We start from the raw sequence: 15,511 nt of genomic DNA, 5'->3' as shown, positions 1-15,511 counted from the left end.
GCTGATGACAGAGGCCTCACCGCACAGAAAGCGTGGGTGAGCGTCGTTGCCTAGGAGCGAGGCCGCGTGACCACGGTCTGCTGCCCTTCCGAGCCTCACGGCACCGCCCATCGGGTGCACGCTGCAACGCTCCTCGGAAGGAAAAGAGGGCCAGATTGTAATCGAGCCCTGGCCGGCGTGCCAGGCTCAGGCCGCAGCAGGGGGAGCGATGCGCAGGGGAATCGTCACCGGCCCGTCGTTGACCAGGTGCACCTGCATGTCGGCGCCAAACCCACCGGTCTGCACCACGGGGTGCAGGCGACGGGCCTGCTGTACCACATGCTCGTACAGGCGTCGTCCCGCTTCGGGCCGTGCCGCCTGCGTGAAGCTGGGCCGGTTGCCGCCGCTGGCATCGGCCGCCAGCGTGAACTGGCTGACGATGAGCAGCCCACCGCCCACGTCCTGCACGCTGCGGTTCATCTTGCCCTCGGCATCGCTGAAGATGCGCAGCTTCAGGACCTTGGCCAGCAGCTTGTCGGCCTCCTGCTCGGTGTCGCCCTGCTCGGCACACACCAGGGCCAGCAGGCCCGTGCCGATCCGCCCCACCACCTGACCGTCGATTTCGACATGCGCGGCGCGCACGCGTTGCAACACAGTGATCACACCAATCTCACAATTTCATAGCTGCCTGCGCTCGTCCTACATGGCAATCCAGGCCAAAACGATTCAGAAACCAATCCCTGGGCGCGCAGACAGCTGCGGTTTTCAATGGCACCGCCGTTGGTCCGGGAGACCCGGCACAAACTGTTCCAACGGCAGCGATCGGCGGCGCGCCTTGCCGTAACGCAAAACGCAGTCACCGGGCTTTGGGTATACCCACGGCTCTTCCTGCATGATGGTGATTGTCCATGCAAGCCGGGCCTTGCGCCCGCTCGCCACCACCGCCCTTCTCAAGCCCATCTGTCTCATGAGCAACGTGCCCCCACGTGCCCCCCTCGTTCCGCCGCACGACCTGCTGCACGCCGTGGCCGTGGCCACCGGCACGCCCATGGCCTACCTGCAATGGCCGGGCGGGCGGTGCATCTGGGCCACCGCCACCTACGCCCGGCTGCTGGAGATGCCCAGCCAGGAGCTGCTGGACAAGGCGCCGCAAAGCTATCTGTCCCCCTGCACCTGGAACGAGTGGAAGTGCGAGCTGGAGCGCCTGGCCGACAGTCCGCAGCCCGGCACCAGCCTGCAGACCCCGCTGCGTTTTGCCCGCCAGCAGGCCGTGCCCACCCAGCTGGTGGCCGACGTGCAGCAGGGCGTGGTGCGCGCCATCGTGGTGATTCCGCTGCAGGACCTGTCGCACACCGACGCCCTGCAGATGGTGCAGGACAGCGACACGCGGCTGCAGCGCTACGCCCACGCCACGCGGGAGGCCATCATCTTCTTCCGCCAGGGCCGGGTGTTCGACGCCAACCCAGCCGCGATTGCCCTGACCGGCTACCCGCTGCACCAGTTGCTGGACCGCCCGGTACTGCACCTGCTGCCCCACGTGCTGCGCGCCGAAGCCCAAAGCCTGATCGACCAGGGCACGGAGCACGCCCACGAAACCCGCCTGCTGCACCACGGCGGCCAGGAGCTGGACGTGGAAATCGCCGTTCACCTGCTGCCCGAGGATGGGGACACCTACGGCATGCTGGTGCTCAACGACATCACCGAGCGCAAGCGCGCCGAGGCCGAGGTCTACTTCCTGGCCAACCACGACCCGCTGACCCGCCTGCCCAACCGCCAGGGGCTGATGCAGCAGCTGCGCCAGGTGCTGCTGCAGGCCGAGCGCACGCAGCAGCACATTGCCGTGCTCTACGTGGACCTGGACCGCTTCAAGGACGTCAACGACTCGCTGGGCCACGACGCCGGGGACAAGCTGCTGATCGATGCCGCGCGCCGCATGCGCAGCAAGGTCCACCCCGACGACCTCGTCGCCCGGCTGGGCGCCGACGAGTACGTGGTGGTGCTGGCCTCGCCGCTGACCGCCTGCCAGCCCGACTGCATCCTGCGTGAACTGCGTTTCGCGCTGAACAAGCCCTATGTGCTGCCCAAGGAGGCGGTGAACCTGCCGGCCTCGATCGGCGTCAGCATCTACCCCGAGGACGGCAGCACGGCCGAGGAGCTGATGCTCAACGCCAGCGCCGCCATGGAGGCCGCCAAAAGCCTGGGCCAGGGCCACCTGCAGTACTACAACGCCCACCTGCAAGTGCGCCCCAGCCGCCTGCTGGTGCAGGACCGCCTGCTGCGCGAGGCCGTGGCCAACGACCAGGGGCTGGTGCTGCACTTCCAGCCGCTGTGGAACCTGGCCACCAACCGGCTGGAGGGCTTCGAGGCCCTGGTGCGCTGGCAGCACCCGCAACGCGGCCTGCTGCTGCCGGCCGAGTTCATCGGCTTTGCCGAGGCGCGGGGCCTGATCTCCCTGGTGGACCGCTGGGTGATGCGCGCCGCCTGCAAGCAGCTGCGCGCCTGGCGCGATGCCGGCCTGCCGCCCGTGGTGGTGGCGGTGAACATGTCCGCCACCGAATTCAACCAGCGCACCCTGGTCGAGGAGGTGCAACTGGTGCTGGCCGACACCGGCATCGACCCGCAGTGGCTGGAGATCGAGCTGACCGAGACCACGCTGATGAAGCAGTCCGAGCATGTGCTGCACACGCTGCAGGCGCTGCGGCAGTTGGGCGTGCGCCTGTCGATCGACGACTTTGGCACCGGCTACTCCTCGCTGGCCTACCTCAAGCGCTACCCGCTGGACAAGATCAAGATCGACCGCTCCTTCGTCAAGGACACGCCCCAGGATGCCGACGATGTCAGCCTGATCCAGGCCATCATCCAGATGGGGCGCAGCCTGAACCTGCGCACGGTGGCAGAAGGGGTGGAGACCAAGGAACAGTGGGACATGCTGCAGGCCATGCACTGCGACCTGATCCAGGGCTATTACCTGGCCCGCCCGATGGCGGCCGAGGAGGCGCTGCGCTGGCAGCAGCACCGCTGTCAAATGAGTGCGCCACAATGAGGCATGGCACACACCCCTGTTTCGTATTTCACTCTGGCGTCCGAGCCCACCGTCTTTGCCCGCGCCCAGGATGCGCTGGCACAGTTGCAGCGGCTCTACCAGCAACAGATCGACCACCTGCGCAAGGCCATGCAGGCCTACGTGGAAGGCCAGGATTTCCCGCAGCCCGTGCGGGCCTGGTACCCGCTGCTGCGCATCCAGGCCCACAGCGTGCGCCGGCCGGAATCGGGCCTGGCCTTCGGCTTCCTGGACCATCCCGGGGTCTATGAGACCACCATCACCCGGCCCGACCTGTTCGGCCACTACCTGCTGACGCAGCTGAGCCTGCTGGAGCGCAACCACGGCGTGCAGTTCGAGGTCAGCCTCAGCACCCAGCCGATCCCCATCCACTTCTCGTTCGCGGACAACGACCACGTCGAAGGCAGCCTGAGCGCGCAACGGCGCCAGTACATGCGCGAAGTGTTCGACCTGCCGGACCTGGCCGCCATGGACGACGGCATCGCCAACGGCACCTGGCAGCCGCGCCCCGGCGGGGCCCTGCCGCTGTCGCTGTTCACCGCCCCGCGCATCGACTATTCGCTGCACCGGCTGCGCCACTACACGGGCACGGCGCCCGAGTGGTTCCAGAACTTCGTGCTGTTCACCAACTACCAGTTCTACATCGACGAATTCATCCGCCTGGGCCACGCCGAGATGGCCCGACCGGACAGCGAGTACATCGCCTTCATCGAGCCCGGCAACGTGGTCACCCGCCGCGCCGGCCTGCCCGCCGAGGATGTGGACAGGCTGGGCGCGCCCCCGCCCCGGCTGCCGCAGATGCCGGCCTACCACCTGGTGCGCGCCGACCGCAGCGGCATCACCATGGTCAACATCGGCGTCGGGCCGGCCAACGCCAAGACCATCACCGACCACATCGCCGTGCTGCGCCCGCACGCCTGGATGATGCTGGGCCACTGCGCGGGCCTGCGCAACAGCCAGCGCCTGGGCGACTATGTGCTGGCCCACGCCTACGTGCGCGAGGACCACGTGCTGGACGAGGAGCTCCCGCTGTGGGTACCGATTCCGGCGCTGGCCGAGATCCAGCAGGCGCTGCAACAGGCGGTGGCTGACGTGGCCCAGGTATCGGACGACGACCTCAAGCGCATCATGCGCACCGGCACCGTGGCCAGCACCGACAACCGCAACTGGGAGCTGCTGCCCGACAACCTGCCGCAGCGCCGCTTCAGCCAGAGCCGCGCCGTGGCGCTGGACATGGAGTCGGCCACAATTGCGGCCAACGGCTTCCGTTTTCGCGTGCCCTACGGCACACTGCTGTGCGTCAGCGACAAACCGCTGCACGGCGAGATCAAGCTGCCGGGCATGGCCAACCACTTCTACCGGGAGCGCGTGGACCAGCACCTGCGCATCGGCATGCGTGCCGTGGAACTGCTGCGCGACGGTGGTACGCAACGCCTGCACAGCCGCAAGCTGCGCAGCTTTGCCGAAGTTGCCTTCCAGTAAAAACCGCGCCCCACACCCATGCCCCAGCTGGACTTCGCTTCGATGGCCATCCTGATCGCCATCAACCTGGCAGCCATCGGCCTGGCCCTGCCCTGGGCCATGGGTTCCCCGGTCAGCCCGGCAGCACGGCACGTGCAGCGCTACTTTCTCCTGCAAGCCCTGGGCTGGTCCTTGATCCTGGCCGCCAGCCGCATCCGCGGCACCTTCTGGGACCCAGTACTCAGCCTGTCCGCCACCTGTGCAGCCGCCGCCGCCCAATGGCAGATGGCCCAGGCCCTGCAGTGCTGGCTGGGACCACGCCCCCTGCGTTGGCTGGTCATCGGACTGGCCATCCTGGGACCGCTGGGCTTTGCCTGGTGGCTGCACGACATCCCGACACGGCTGGCGTGGTACAGCCTCTACCATGGCACCAGCGTCGCCTGCCTGGGCTGGATGTGCCTGCACCCCCTGCGTCCGGTGGCCCGCGGCTGGCGCTATCTGATGGCCGCCTGCGCCACCACGATGAGCCTGGGGCTGCTGGCACGCGCCTACCTGGCGTACTACACCCCCTGGCTGCGGGAATTCGCCCACGACTCCGCCGCCAACTACCTGTTCGCCATCCTGGCCCAGCTGTGCAGCAGCCTGGCGCTGGTCAGCATGCTGGTGGCCTGGCGCGACGAGACCAACCAGAAATTGCGTGACATGGCCTTGACCGACCAGTTGACCGGCCTGGCCAACCGCCATGCGCTGCTGCAAACCGCACCGCGCATGCAGTCCCTGGCACAGCGCCAGCATCTGCCGCTGGCGGTGGTGTTGCTGGATCTCGACCACTTCAAGAACGTGAACGACCAGTATGGGCATACCACTGGCGACCACGCCTTGCAGCTGGTCGCCAAGGTTTTGCACGCCGAGATGCGCCCCAACGAGATGGCATCGCGCTGGGGCGGCGAAGAGTTCTGCTTGCTGTTGCATGCCGATGCGGATGGCGTGCAAAGCTTCTACCAACGCTTCAGCGCAGCGCTGCTGCAACGCGCGCAGCAGGAGTTGGGCTTTGCCCTGCACATCAGTGCGGGCTGTGCCCTGCAGACCGGCAGCGATCAAAACCTGGATCAGCTGCTGCAGCGGGCCGACACCGCCTTGTACCAAGCCAAAAGCCAGGGCCGCCGGCGCCTGGTGTTCGGCACGGTGGTGGAGCGGCCGCAACCGCCCACAGCCCTCAGTCCGGCGCAAACGCCCGCCTGAAGCCGCGACGCAGCACGGCGAAAGGCGACGCTCAGTCCTGTGCCAACGCCGCTGGGTGCTGCGCCTGGCGCTGGGCTGCCACAGGCTGCCCGGCCAGCAGCGCGGCCGCTTCCTTGGCGGCAATGCGTCCCTCGTCAGTGGGCACCACCCACACCTCCACGGCGCTGTCCGGGGCATGGATGGCATAGGCCCCTTGGCCGTTGGCGGCCTGGTTGCGCTGCTCGTCCATGCGGATGCCCAGCCAGCCCAGGCGCTCGCACACCTGGGCGCGCAGCACGGCATCGTTCTCGCCAATGCCGCCGCTGAAGGCGATGGCATCCAGCCCACCCAGGCAAGCGACCAGGGCGCCGGTTTCGCGGATCACCCGGTGCGTGAACTGGTCGATGGCGCGCTGCGCCGGGGCGCTGCCATCGGCCCGCAGCTTGCGCATGTCGGCCGAAATGCCGGACACGCCCAGCAGCCCGCTTTGCTTGTAGAGCAGCTTTTCGATCTGGGCATGGGTCCAGCCCTGCTCCATCAGGTACAGCAGCACCCCAGCATCGAGCGAGCCGCTGCGCGTGCCCATCATCAGGCCATCCAGCGCCGAAAAGCCCATGGTGGTGGCCACGCTGCTGCCGGCCAGGGCCGCGCACAGGCTGGCACCATTGCCCAAGTGGGCCATCACCACCCGGCCGCGGCCGCGGATGGTGTGCGTCTGCAGCACCGACATGATGTACTGGTAGGACAGCCCATGGAAACCATAGCGGCGCACGCCCTGCTCCTGCAGCGCTTGCGGCAGGGCGAAGGCAAAGTCCACCTCGGGCATGCTGGCGTGGAAGGCCGTGTCGAAGCACGCGACCTGCGGCAGCTGGGGAAACGCCGCCCGGAACTGGCGGATGCCCTCCAGGTTGTGCGGCTGGTGCAAAGGCGCCAGCGAGTTGAAGCGCGCCAGCCGCGCCAGCACCTCGTCGGTCACCAGCACCGGCCCCGTGAACACGCCGCCGCCATGCACCACGCGGTGCGAGACGGCCTGGATGTCCGGTGCCGCCTCCAGGCGGTGCACCAAGGCCCGCAGGCTTTGCAAGGCACTTTCAAAAGAAGAGCTGCCTGCGCTGACTGCAAGCGGCTCAGAGTGCTTTTTTCCTAGATATACCCAGTCCATGAGGGGCGTCCCCTGGGGCTCCAGCCCCTGGATGCAGCCCGACAGGACATAGGGCTGCACCTGCCCTTCCTGCAGCGGGTGCAGGGAGAACTTCAGGGACGAGGAGCCGGCGTTCACCGCAAGAATGGCCATGTGCGTGTCTCCTGGCTGGGGTCAGCCCTGCTTCCAGGCGTTGGCCGCCTGCTGTTGGCGCCGGTCGTGGGCGGACAGCACCGCCAGCACGCACGAGGCCACGCGGGCCTGCGGGCCGTCGGCACGGCTGGTCAGGGCAATCGGCACGCGGGCGCCGAGCACCAGCCCGGATCCCGAGGCACCGGCCAGGTACTCCAGCTGCTTGGCCACCATGTTGCCGCTTTCCAGGTCGGGCACGGCCAGGATATCGGCCTGCCCCGCCACCTCGGAGGCGATCCCCTTGATGCGCACCGCGTCCATGGAGATGGCGTTGTCGAAGGCCAGCGGGCCGTCGAGCTGCGCCGCCGTGATCTGGCCACGGTCGGCCATCTTGCACAGGGCCGCGGCGTCCAGCGTGGAGGGAATGCTGGGCGTCACGGTTTCCACGGCCGACAGGATCGCCACCTTGGGCACGGCCGTGCCCAGCACGCGCGCGAAATCGATCGCGTTCTGGATGATGTCGGCCTTTTCCTGCAGCGTGGGGCGGATGTTGATGGCCGCGTCCGTGATCAGCAAGGGCTTGCTGTACAGCGGCACATCGAAGCGGAACACGTGCGACAGGCGGCGGCCCGTGCGCAGGGCCGGCTGCGCCAGCACGGCCTTGAGCAGCTCGTCCGTGTGCAGGCTGCCCTTCATCAGGATTTCCACCTGCTGGCTGGCCGCCATGCTGGCCGCCAGTTCGGCCGCGGCATGGCTGTGTTCCACGGCGTGGATTTCCACGCCATCCAGGTTGATGCCGGCCTGCTCCGCCGCGCGGCGGATGCGGCCTTCGGGGCCGATCAGCACCGGCACGATCAGGCCGTGGCGTGCCGCGTCCATGGCACCGCTCAGCGATCCTTCGTCACAGGGATGGACCACGGCGCAGCGCACCGCCGGCAGCGGCTCTGCGCGCGCCAGCAAGTCCTTGAGGCGGGCCTCCGGGTCGAACAGCTGGATCTGCGGCGCATGCACCGTGGGCACCTTGACCTTCTGCGTCGGCGGCATCAGCTTGGCTTCGCCCTTGAGCACCACTTCGCCCTTCTGGTTGGTGACCAGGCAGTCCATCTTGACGCGCTTTTTCTCGTCGTCCTTTTCGGTCACCGTCGCCACCACGGTCAAGGTGTCACCGATGCGCACCGGCTTGGTGAACTTCAGCTCCTGGCCCAGGTAAATCGTGCCGGGGCCGGGAAACTGGGTGCCGAACAGGGCAGAGATCAGCGCCGCGCCCAGCATGCCATGCGCGATCACGCCGTGGAACATGGTGGCGTCGGCATATTCGGCGTTCAGGTGGGCGGGGTTGATGTCCCCGGACACGGCCGCAAAGGCCTGGATGTCCTCCAGTGTCACGGTGCGCAGCAAACGGGCGCTCTGGCCGACTTCGAGTTCGTCGTAGGTGACGTTTTCCATCCATTCCATCGCAGGGGCTTGGGTGTTCATGGGTTTCTCCGGTCGACCGGCGCCGGGGCGCCGGTGCAGTTCTGCAAAAGCCAAAAATCCAGGGTGATCTTCAGTCCACGGCGTGGACGCCGCCGTCCACATAGATGGTCTGACCCGTCATGCCGGAGGCGGCATCCGAGCACAGGAAGGTGCTGAGCTGGGCAATCTCTTCCAGCGTGACCAGCCGCTGCAGCGGCGCCTTGGCCTGGGCCGAGGCCATCAGGCCATCGAAGTCGGCGATGCCCGAGGCGGCACGCGTCAGGATCGGGCCGGGCGAGACGGCATGCACGCGGATGTTCTTCGGCCCCAGCTCCATGGCCATGTAGCGCACCATGGACTCCAGCGCGGCCTTGACCGGCCCCATCAGCCCATAGTTGGGCACGGCCTCGCCGGAGCCCAGGTAGCTCATCGACAGCATGCTGCCGCCGTCCGGCATGTGCGGCGCGCACAGCTTGGCCAGCTCTGCAAACGAGTGGCAGGAGACGCTGATCGCCCGGGCAAACCCTTCGCGCGAGCTGTCCACCACATCGCCGTGCAGATCGTCCAGCGGGGCCCAGGCGATCGAGTGGATCACGAAGTCCAGCTTGCCCAGCTTGCGCACGGCGTGCTCCACCAGGGCTTCGAGCTGGCCGGGCTCTTCCACGTTGCAGTTCACCAGGTCGACACCGATGGGGTCGGTCAGCGGCGTCACCCACTTGCGGGCCTTGTCGTTCAGGCACGAGGCCACCACCTCGGCGCCCTGGGCACGGGCCTGCGCCGTGCACCCCCAGGCGATCGAGCGATCGTTGGCCACACCCAGCACCAGACCTTTTTTACCTGCCACGCTGAATGCATGGGCTGCGTTGTTCTGCATCCTCTCTCCCTCTCGTGCGCCTGGGCGCTGTAGCTATGAAAAACGGGGGCCTGGCACACGGTGGCCAGGCCCGTATGGGGGGATGCGCTCCGCCGTCAGTCGGCGTAACGCACCATGACGTACTCGCCCGGGGCTTCGCACACCACGTGCTCGGCCCGGATCGGCTGGGCCTTCATCGGTGCGCCCGAGCGGGCCTTGATCCAGGCATCCATGGCCTCCCACCAGGAGCCCTGGACCACCGGCGTGCGCGCGGCCCAGTCATCGGGATCGGTCCAGCCATGGCCCTCTTCCACACTGGCGATCTGGTAGCTGCGCCGTGGCCGGCCAGGCTCGGAGACGATGCCCGCGTTGTGCCCACCGGCGGCCAGCACGAAGGTGACGTGCGTGTCGGTCTGCAGGTGGATCTTGTAGACCGACTTCCAGGGCGACACATGGTCGCGCGTGGTACCCACCACCATCATCGGCGCCGTGATGTCCATCAGGGCCACCGTCGACCCGGCAAAGCGGTACTGCCCCGATGCCAGCGCATTGTTCAGGAACAGCGACGTCAGGTACTCGTTGTGCATGCGCGCGGGCAGGCGGGTCTGGTCGGCATTCCAGCTCATCAGGTCGAAGCTGGCATCGTCCTCGCCCATCAGGTAGCGCCGCGTGTTGCGCGACCACACCAGGTCCTTGGAGGCCAGGAACTGGAAGGAGCCGCCCATCTGCTTGCCGGACAGGTAGCCACGCTCGTTCATGCGCTGGCGCAGGTTGGCCAGTTGGTCCTCGTCGATGAACACGCCCAGCTCCCCGGGCTCGGCAAAATCGGTTTGCGCCGCCAGCAGGATGACCGAGCTCAGCTGGGGCATATCGGCCGGCACCAGGGCCTGTTCCTTGGCCGTGCGGGTCTTCTTGCGCTGCAGGCGCCCCAGGGTGGCGGCCGCAATCGCCAGGAAGGTGCCGCCCAGGCAATAGCCCACGGTGTGGATGCTGGCCGCGCCGGTGCGCGACTTCACCGCCGCCATGGCCTCCAGCACGCCGGTGCTCAGGTAGTCCTGCATCTTCAGGTCGCGGTCGGAGGCGTCCGGGTTGCGCCAGGAGATGATGAACACCGTATGGCCCTGGCTGACCAGGTAGCGCACCATCGAGTTCTGCGGCGACAGGTCCAGGATGTAGTACTTCATGATGCACGAGGGCACGATCAGCACCGGCTCGGGCAGCACCTGGTCGGTCTGCGGGCTGTACTGGATCAACTCGATCAGGTGGTTGCGGAACACCACCTTGCCCGGTGTGCACGCCACATCCTGGCCGACGGCGAATTCCAGCGGCTCCAGCTGGTCGGCCGCAGTGTCGGCCTTGGCCTTGCGCGCGGCCTGCACATCTTCGGCAAACAGCTTCACGCCCTGGCGCAGACTCTCGCCCTGCGTGGCCTTGGCCTTGACCAGCACCTCGGGGTTGGTGGCCGCCCAGTTGGACGGCGACAGGGCATCCATCCACTGCCGGGTGAAGAACTCGACCACATGGCTGTGGTGACGCGTCATGCCCTCGACCTGCGCGGCCTCGCGCCACCAGCTGTCGGCCGCCTTGAAGTGTTCCTTGACGGCCCGGTAAGGCCATTGCTGCCAGGCGGCGTCCTTGAAACGGGCATCGCTTTCGCTGCCAGGCTGCAGGCTGGCTTGCGCAGCCTGTTGTGCCAGTTGCACCGCCTTGTGGGCCAGCGTCATCTGTTTGCCCGGCGCCGTGGCGAGGTGCATCATCCAGTCGGCGGCAGCCAGGCCCAGGGCCACGGGGGACAGGCCCATGGTGCCGGCGCTCAGCGCGGCACGCACCTGGTCATCCAGGGCCTGCGCGGCTTCGGCAGGGGAAGATCCATGGGTTGGGCGGGTCGGTATGTTCGGTGAAGTCTCGCTCATCTCGGGGCCTAATGGTTACAACTGTAGCTACCAGTAACCATTCTCGGAAAAACCACCGCAACCACCAAATCCAAACCTCCGCACCTTGATTCGCATCAAGCTTCACCCGCTTCCCGGCGCCCGTGGCTTGACGCCCGGCCCTCGCTCCGCGCCTTACGCCACGCTGGCCGGACCGGCCACCGCCGCGGCATGCTGCGCGGCGTGCAGCACCAGGTGCGCCGCCTTCTCCGCCACCATGATGGTCGGGGCGTTGGTGTTGCCACTGGTGATGCGAGGGAAGATGGAGGCGTCCACCACCCGCAGCCCCTGCACCCCGTGCACCCGCAGTTGGCTGTCGACCACGTCCAGGGGGCCGGGGCCCATGCGGCAGGTGCCGACCGGGTGGTAGATCGTGTCGGCAGTCTGCCGCAGCCAATCGGCGATCTGCGCCTCGGTCTGCGCCGCCGCGGAGGCCGGCAGCTCCCTGGCGCCATGGCGCGCCAGCGCCGGCTGGGCCAGGATGTGGCGCATGCTGCGCACCCCTTGCACCATGGGCGCCAGGTCCCGGGCGTCGCCCAGGAAGTTCGGGTCCACGGCCGGCAGGGTCAGCGGATCGGCACTGCGCAGCCGCACCTGGCCGCGGCTGTGCGGCTGCAGCAGGCACAGGTGGCAGGAAAAACCATGGCCCCAGACGGTCTGGCGCCCATGGTCCAGCAACTTGCCCACCACGAAGTGCAGCTGCAGATCGGGCTGCACCAGCTCCGCACGGCTGCGCACAAAGGCGCCGGCCTCGGCAAAGTTGGTCGTCAGCAGCCCGGTGCGCTGGCGGTGCCACTGCCAGGCTCCGCGCGCCACGTGCCACAACCCGGCGGGCGACAGGCCGAACGACTGCGTCAGCCCCGGCGCATCGCACAGCAAGATCGCATCCAGATGGTCATGCAGGTTGGCCCCCACGCCCGGCAGGTCGGACCGCAGCGGGATGCCCAGCTCCTGCAGGTGGCCCGCCGGGCCCAGGCCCGACAGCATCAGCAGCTGGGGCGACAGCAGTGCGCCCGCACTGAGCAGCACTTCGCGCCGCGCCTGCACCACGTGGCGCGTGCCATCGCGCAGGTATTCCACCCCGGTCGCACGCAGCCCCTGCGGGGTGTCCGACAGCAGGATGCGCAGCACCTGGGCCCCGGTGCGCACCCGCAGGTTGCGGCGACCGAGGTGGGGCGTCAGATAGGCCTTGGCAGCACTGCAGCGTTCCCCCTGCTTCTGGGTGACCTGGTAGCAGCCAACACCTTCCTGGGAGGGACCGTTGAAATCCGCGTTGCGGGGCAGCCCCGCCTGCACCCCGGCCTCGACAAAATCCAGGCTCAGCGGATTGGGCTGCTGCAAATCCGCCACATGCAGCGGCCCGCCCTGGGCATGCAGCGCATCCGTGCCACGTGCGTTGTGCTCGGCCTTCAGAAACCAGGGCAGCACCTCCTGCCACGACCACCCGGGGTTGCCTTGCGCGGCCCAGGCGTCGTAGTCCTGCGGCTGTCCGCGCAGGTAGATCATGGCATTCACCGAGCTGCTGCCGCCCAGCACCTTGCCGCGGGGCTGAAAGCCGCAGCGGCCATTCAGGCCCGGTTGGGGCACGGTGTCGATCGACCAGTTGAACTGGCCGGTCCTGGCCAGGCCCGCGATGCCGGCCGGGCACTGCACCAGCGGGCTGGCATCGGCGCCACCGGCTTCGAGCAGGCACACCTGGTGCGCACCGTCCTCGCTCAAACGGCCAGCCAGCACGCTGCCCGCAGAGCCTGCGCCGATGACCACGAAATCAAAGGTTTCATCCATGCTGCTCGCTCCCCCGGTCTGAAGACGCGCACTTTACGGGCGTGCTGCGGGAAATTCGCTACCATCTTTCCCGCATTTCAATCATTAACTGGGGAGATAACACTGTGAGCATTCAAACCGTAGGCATCGTTGGCGCAGGCACCATGGGCAACGGCATCGCGCAGGCATGCGCCGTGTCCGGCATCCAGGTGGTGATGGTCGATATTTCCGAAGCCGCCGTGCAAAAGGGTCTGGCCACCGTGGCCGGCAGCCTGGACCGCCTGATCAAGAAGGAAAAGATCACCGCCGCCGACAAGGAACAGGCGCTGGCGCGGATCAAGACCTCCACCAGCTATGACGACCTGAAGGGCGCCCAACTGGTGATCGAGGCCGCCACCGAGAACTACGACCTCAAGGTCAAGATCCTCCAGCAGCTCGACGCCCTGCTGGCCCCCGAGGTGCTGATTGCCACCAACACCTCCTCCATCTCCATCACCAGCTGGGTGCCGTGACGCGCCGCGCCGACAAGTTCATCGGCATGCACTTCTTCAACCCCGTGCCCATGATGGCCCTGGTGGAGATCATCCGTGGCCTGCAGACCAGCGATGCCACGCACGATGCCGTCAAGGCCCTGTCGGAAAAGCTGGGCAAGTCGCCCATCACCGTGAAGAACGCGCCCGGCTTCGTGGTCAACCGCATCCTGGTGCCCATGATCAACGAGGCGTTCTACGTGCTGTCCGAAGGCACGGCCACGGCCGAGGACATCGACGCCGGCATGAAGCTGGGCTGCAACCAGCCCATCGGCCCGCTGGCCCTGGCCGACATGATCGGCCTGGACGTGTGCCTGGCCGTGATGGAGGTCTACCTGAAGGAATTCGGCGACAGCAAGTACCGCCCCTGCTACCTGCTGCGCGAGATGGTGGCCGCCGGCCGCCTGGGCCGCAAGACCGGCCAGGGCGTGTACACCTACTGATCACCTGCTGGCCCACCCCCACGCCCTGCGCGGGGTGCTCTACCCTCCCACGGCCAGGCGCACTGCCTGGCCGTTGTGCTGGGGCCTATCCCGTGTGCTGACCTTGTTGCCAGCATGGATTTCACAATTAAATTGTACACAATTTAATTAAGCACTACATTTCAATCCATGACTTCCACCGCCCCCGCCCTTGATGCCCGCGCCCAGCAACTGGACCACCAGCTGTGCTTTGCGCTGTATTCGGCATCGCTGGCCATGACCAAGCTGTACAAGCCCCTGCTCGAAGGCCTGGGCCTGACCTACCCGCAGTACCTGGTGCTGCTGGTGTTGTGGGAGCGCGATGACCTGATGGTGTCGGAACTGGGCGAGCGCCTGTTCCTCGACTCCGGCACGCTCACCCCCCTGCTCAAGCGCATGGAAGCCGCCGGCTGGCTGCAGCGCCAGCGCGACGCGGCCGACGAGCGCCGCGTGCGCGTCACGCTCAGTCCCACCGGGCGGGCCCTGCAGGCCCAGGCCGCAGGCATTCCCGCCTGCGTGCTGCAGCACAGCCAGTGCACACTGTCCGATCTGCAGGCGCTGACTGCCCAGGTGCAGCAACTGCGCGACCGCCTGGCAGCCCCCCTTTCGTTGTCCCCCGCTTCGTCCTGAAGCGATTCCTCAGCCCTTTGTCAGGAGCACACCATGGCCTCTTTGGAAAAAGTTCTCTACACCGCCCGCGCCCACACCACCGGCGGCCGCGATGGCGCCGCCCGCACCGATGACGGTCGCCTGGATGTGAAGCTGTCCTCGCCCGGCACCAGCGGCACCGGCACCAACCCCGAGCAGCTGTTCGCCGCCGGTTACTCGGCCTGCTTCATTGGCGCGCTGAAGGCCGTGGGCGGCAAGCTGGGCATCACCGTGCCCCAGGACGTGGCCATCGACGCCGAAGTCGACCTGGGCACCATCCCCAATGCCTACGGCATCGCCGCCCGCCTGAAGATCAGCCTGCCCGGCCTGGACCGTGAACAGGCCCAGAAGCTGGTCGACGCTGCCCACCAGGTTTGCCCCTACTCCAACGCCACGCGCGGCAACATCGACGTGACGCTGACCCTGGTCTGAGCCCGCCGCACCCACTCGTCACAGCCGGGCCCAGCCCGGCTTTTTTGCGTGCGCCGGGGGCTGCGCCTTCAGGGCCGTAGCAGCGCCCCCGGCAAGGCGGTGTAGCGGCGCGTGGTCAGGTCCAGGCAGCCTTCGGCAACCAGGGGGCCGGCGATGGCGTGCGTGCGGTAGCGCACCAGCCACAGCTGCGGCGCCGCGCACGCCAGTGGCGCCAGGCCGGCCAGCGCGGCCTGCAGGGTGTGCAGGATGGGCGCCATCGGCACGCTCTGGGCATAGTGGCCCAGGGTCACGTGCGGCACGTAGTGCCACGCCGGGGCCGGCGGCTCGGGCACCAGGGCCTGGTGCAGCGGCTGCAGGGCGGCGGCATCGGCCGGGTCCAGCCCCAGGTAGGGCACGGTGGTGAAGCTGCCGCTGCCCTGCACGCGCAGCACCCGCGGCCACG

The 15,511-nt window shown here is 67.7% G+C and carries 12 protein-coding genes, 1 pseudogene and 1 riboswitch; of the genes and pseudogenes, 6 read left to right on the top strand and 7 right to left on the bottom strand.

Translation table 11 applies throughout. The features are described from left to right. Nucleotides 1-31: 31 nt before the first annotated feature. Nucleotides 32-141: riboswitch (S-adenosyl-L-homocysteine riboswitch) on the bottom strand. Nucleotides 142-186: 45 nt separating this feature from the next. Further along, nucleotides 187-642, bottom strand: coding sequence for a D-aminoacyl-tRNA deacylase (gene dtd, locus SJH88_RS04455; RefSeq protein ID WP_274753706.1), 456 nt, complete (start codon nucleotides 640-642; stop codon nucleotides 187-189). A gap of 304 nt (nucleotides 643-946) precedes the next feature. On the opposite strand from dtd, the gene SJH88_RS04450 reads away from it, so the two are divergent. Genes SJH88_RS04450 through SJH88_RS04440 form a run of 3 tightly spaced genes read left to right on the top strand, consistent with a single transcriptional unit; the run spans nucleotide 947 to nucleotide 5,743 of the window. Continuing rightward, nucleotides 947-3,022 (top strand): putative bifunctional diguanylate cyclase/phosphodiesterase, encoded by a 2,076-nt coding sequence (locus tag SJH88_RS04450; RefSeq protein WP_274753705.1) that lies wholly within the window; start codon nucleotides 947-949, stop codon nucleotides 3,020-3,022. A gap of 3 nt (nucleotides 3,023-3,025) precedes the next feature. Further along, nucleotides 3,026-4,522, top strand: coding sequence for an AMP nucleosidase (locus tag SJH88_RS04445; protein WP_045265991.1), 1,497 nt, complete (start codon nucleotides 3,026-3,028; stop codon nucleotides 4,520-4,522). An 18-nt stretch (nucleotides 4,523-4,540) separates the two neighbouring features. Next, the gene (locus SJH88_RS04440; RefSeq protein ID WP_274753704.1) at nucleotides 4,541-5,743 is read left to right on the top strand and encodes a GGDEF domain-containing protein; all 1,203 of its coding nucleotides are present in this window, start codon (nucleotides 4,541-4,543) and stop codon (nucleotides 5,741-5,743) included. A 31-nt stretch (nucleotides 5,744-5,774) separates the two neighbouring features. On the opposite strand, the gene SJH88_RS04435 is transcribed toward SJH88_RS04440, so the two are convergent. The 5 genes from SJH88_RS04435 to SJH88_RS04415 all read right to left on the bottom strand — a co-directional run bounded on the left by SJH88_RS04435 (nucleotide 5,775) and on the right by SJH88_RS04415 (nucleotide 13,019). After that, nucleotides 5,775-7,016, bottom strand: a complete 1,242-nt coding sequence (locus SJH88_RS04435; protein WP_274753703.1) for an acetate/propionate family kinase — start codon at nucleotides 7,014-7,016, stop codon at nucleotides 5,775-5,777. Between the two features lie 21 nt (nucleotides 7,017-7,037). Then, nucleotides 7,038-8,471: a bifunctional enoyl-CoA hydratase/phosphate acetyltransferase gene (locus SJH88_RS04430; RefSeq protein WP_260674302.1), complete on the bottom strand. Its 1,434-nt coding sequence runs from the start codon at nucleotides 8,469-8,471 to the stop codon at nucleotides 7,038-7,040. Nucleotides 8,472-8,541: 70 nt separating this feature from the next. Further along, nucleotides 8,542-9,324 carry an enoyl-ACP reductase FabI gene (fabI, locus tag SJH88_RS04425; protein WP_042418433.1) on the bottom strand — a complete coding sequence of 261 codons (783 nt, stop codon included), beginning with the start codon at nucleotides 9,322-9,324 and terminating at the stop codon, nucleotides 8,542-8,544. Nucleotides 9,325-9,419: 95 nt separating this feature from the next. After that, nucleotides 9,420-11,216, bottom strand: coding sequence for a PHA/PHB synthase family protein (locus tag SJH88_RS04420; protein ID WP_274753702.1), 1,797 nt, complete (start codon nucleotides 11,214-11,216; stop codon nucleotides 9,420-9,422). A gap of 153 nt (nucleotides 11,217-11,369) precedes the next feature. Then, entirely contained in the window at nucleotides 11,370-13,019 is a 1,650-nt protein-coding gene (locus SJH88_RS04415) for a GMC family oxidoreductase (protein WP_274753701.1), read from the bottom strand. A gap of 104 nt (nucleotides 13,020-13,123) precedes the next feature. Between SJH88_RS04415 and SJH88_RS04410 the strand changes: the two are divergent. The 3 genes and pseudogenes from SJH88_RS04410 (at nucleotide 13,124) to SJH88_RS04400 (ending at nucleotide 15,069) form a co-directional block, all read left to right on the top strand. After that, nucleotides 13,124-13,971 (top strand): annotated as a pseudogene (locus tag SJH88_RS04410) (3-hydroxybutyryl-CoA dehydrogenase). A 168-nt stretch (nucleotides 13,972-14,139) separates the two neighbouring features. Further along, nucleotides 14,140-14,619, top strand: a complete 480-nt coding sequence (locus SJH88_RS04405; protein ID WP_274753700.1) for a MarR family winged helix-turn-helix transcriptional regulator — start codon at nucleotides 14,140-14,142, stop codon at nucleotides 14,617-14,619. 33 nt (nucleotides 14,620-14,652) lie between these two features. Beyond that, nucleotides 14,653-15,069 carry an organic hydroperoxide resistance protein gene (locus tag SJH88_RS04400; RefSeq protein WP_274753699.1) on the top strand — a complete coding sequence of 139 codons (417 nt, stop codon included), beginning with the start codon at nucleotides 14,653-14,655 and terminating at the stop codon, nucleotides 15,067-15,069. Nucleotides 15,070-15,137: 68 nt separating this feature from the next. Here SJH88_RS04400 and SJH88_RS04395 read toward each other — a convergent pair. Next, nucleotides 15,138-15,511 (bottom strand): 2'-5' RNA ligase family protein (locus SJH88_RS04395; RefSeq protein WP_274753698.1); only part of this gene is annotated, 374 nt, incomplete at its 5' end.

This window comes from Comamonas sp. GCA5 (genome assembly GCF_036541385.1).
GTDB lineage: Bacteria > Pseudomonadota > Gammaproteobacteria > Burkholderiales > Burkholderiaceae_C > Comamonas > Comamonas aquatica.
The sequence above is the reverse complement of the archived record's forward strand: the minus strand, read 5'-3'. Positions and strand labels throughout refer to the sequence as shown.

Excerpts from the sequence above, each read along its gene's own strand:
- SJH88_RS04445 (WP_045265991.1), top strand. The coding sequence starts at position 3,026 with ATGGCACACACCCCTGTTTCGTATTTCACTCTGGCGTCCGAGCCCACC.
- SJH88_RS04420 (WP_274753702.1), bottom strand. The coding sequence starts at position 11,216 with ATGAGCGAGACTTCACCGAACATACCGACCCGCCCAACCCATGGATCT.
- SJH88_RS04400 (WP_274753699.1), top strand. The coding sequence starts at position 14,653 with ATGGCCTCTTTGGAAAAAGTTCTCTACACCGCCCGCGCCCACACCACC.
- SJH88_RS04405 (WP_274753700.1), top strand. The coding sequence starts at position 14,140 with ATGACTTCCACCGCCCCCGCCCTTGATGCCCGCGCCCAGCAACTGGAC.
- SJH88_RS04450 (WP_274753705.1), top strand. The coding sequence starts at position 947 with ATGAGCAACGTGCCCCCACGTGCCCCCCTCGTTCCGCCGCACGACCTG.
- SJH88_RS04435 (WP_274753703.1), bottom strand. The coding sequence starts at position 7,016 with ATGGCCATTCTTGCGGTGAACGCCGGCTCCTCGTCCCTGAAGTTCTCC.
- fabI (WP_042418433.1), bottom strand. The coding sequence starts at position 9,324 with ATGCAGAACAACGCAGCCCATGCATTCAGCGTGGCAGGTAAAAAAGGT.
- SJH88_RS04415 (WP_274753701.1), bottom strand. The coding sequence starts at position 13,019 with ATGGATGAAACCTTTGATTTCGTGGTCATCGGCGCAGGCTCTGCGGGC.
- SJH88_RS04430 (WP_260674302.1), bottom strand. The coding sequence starts at position 8,471 with ATGAACACCCAAGCCCCTGCGATGGAATGGATGGAAAACGTCACCTAC.
- SJH88_RS04440 (WP_274753704.1), top strand. The coding sequence starts at position 4,541 with ATGCCCCAGCTGGACTTCGCTTCGATGGCCATCCTGATCGCCATCAAC.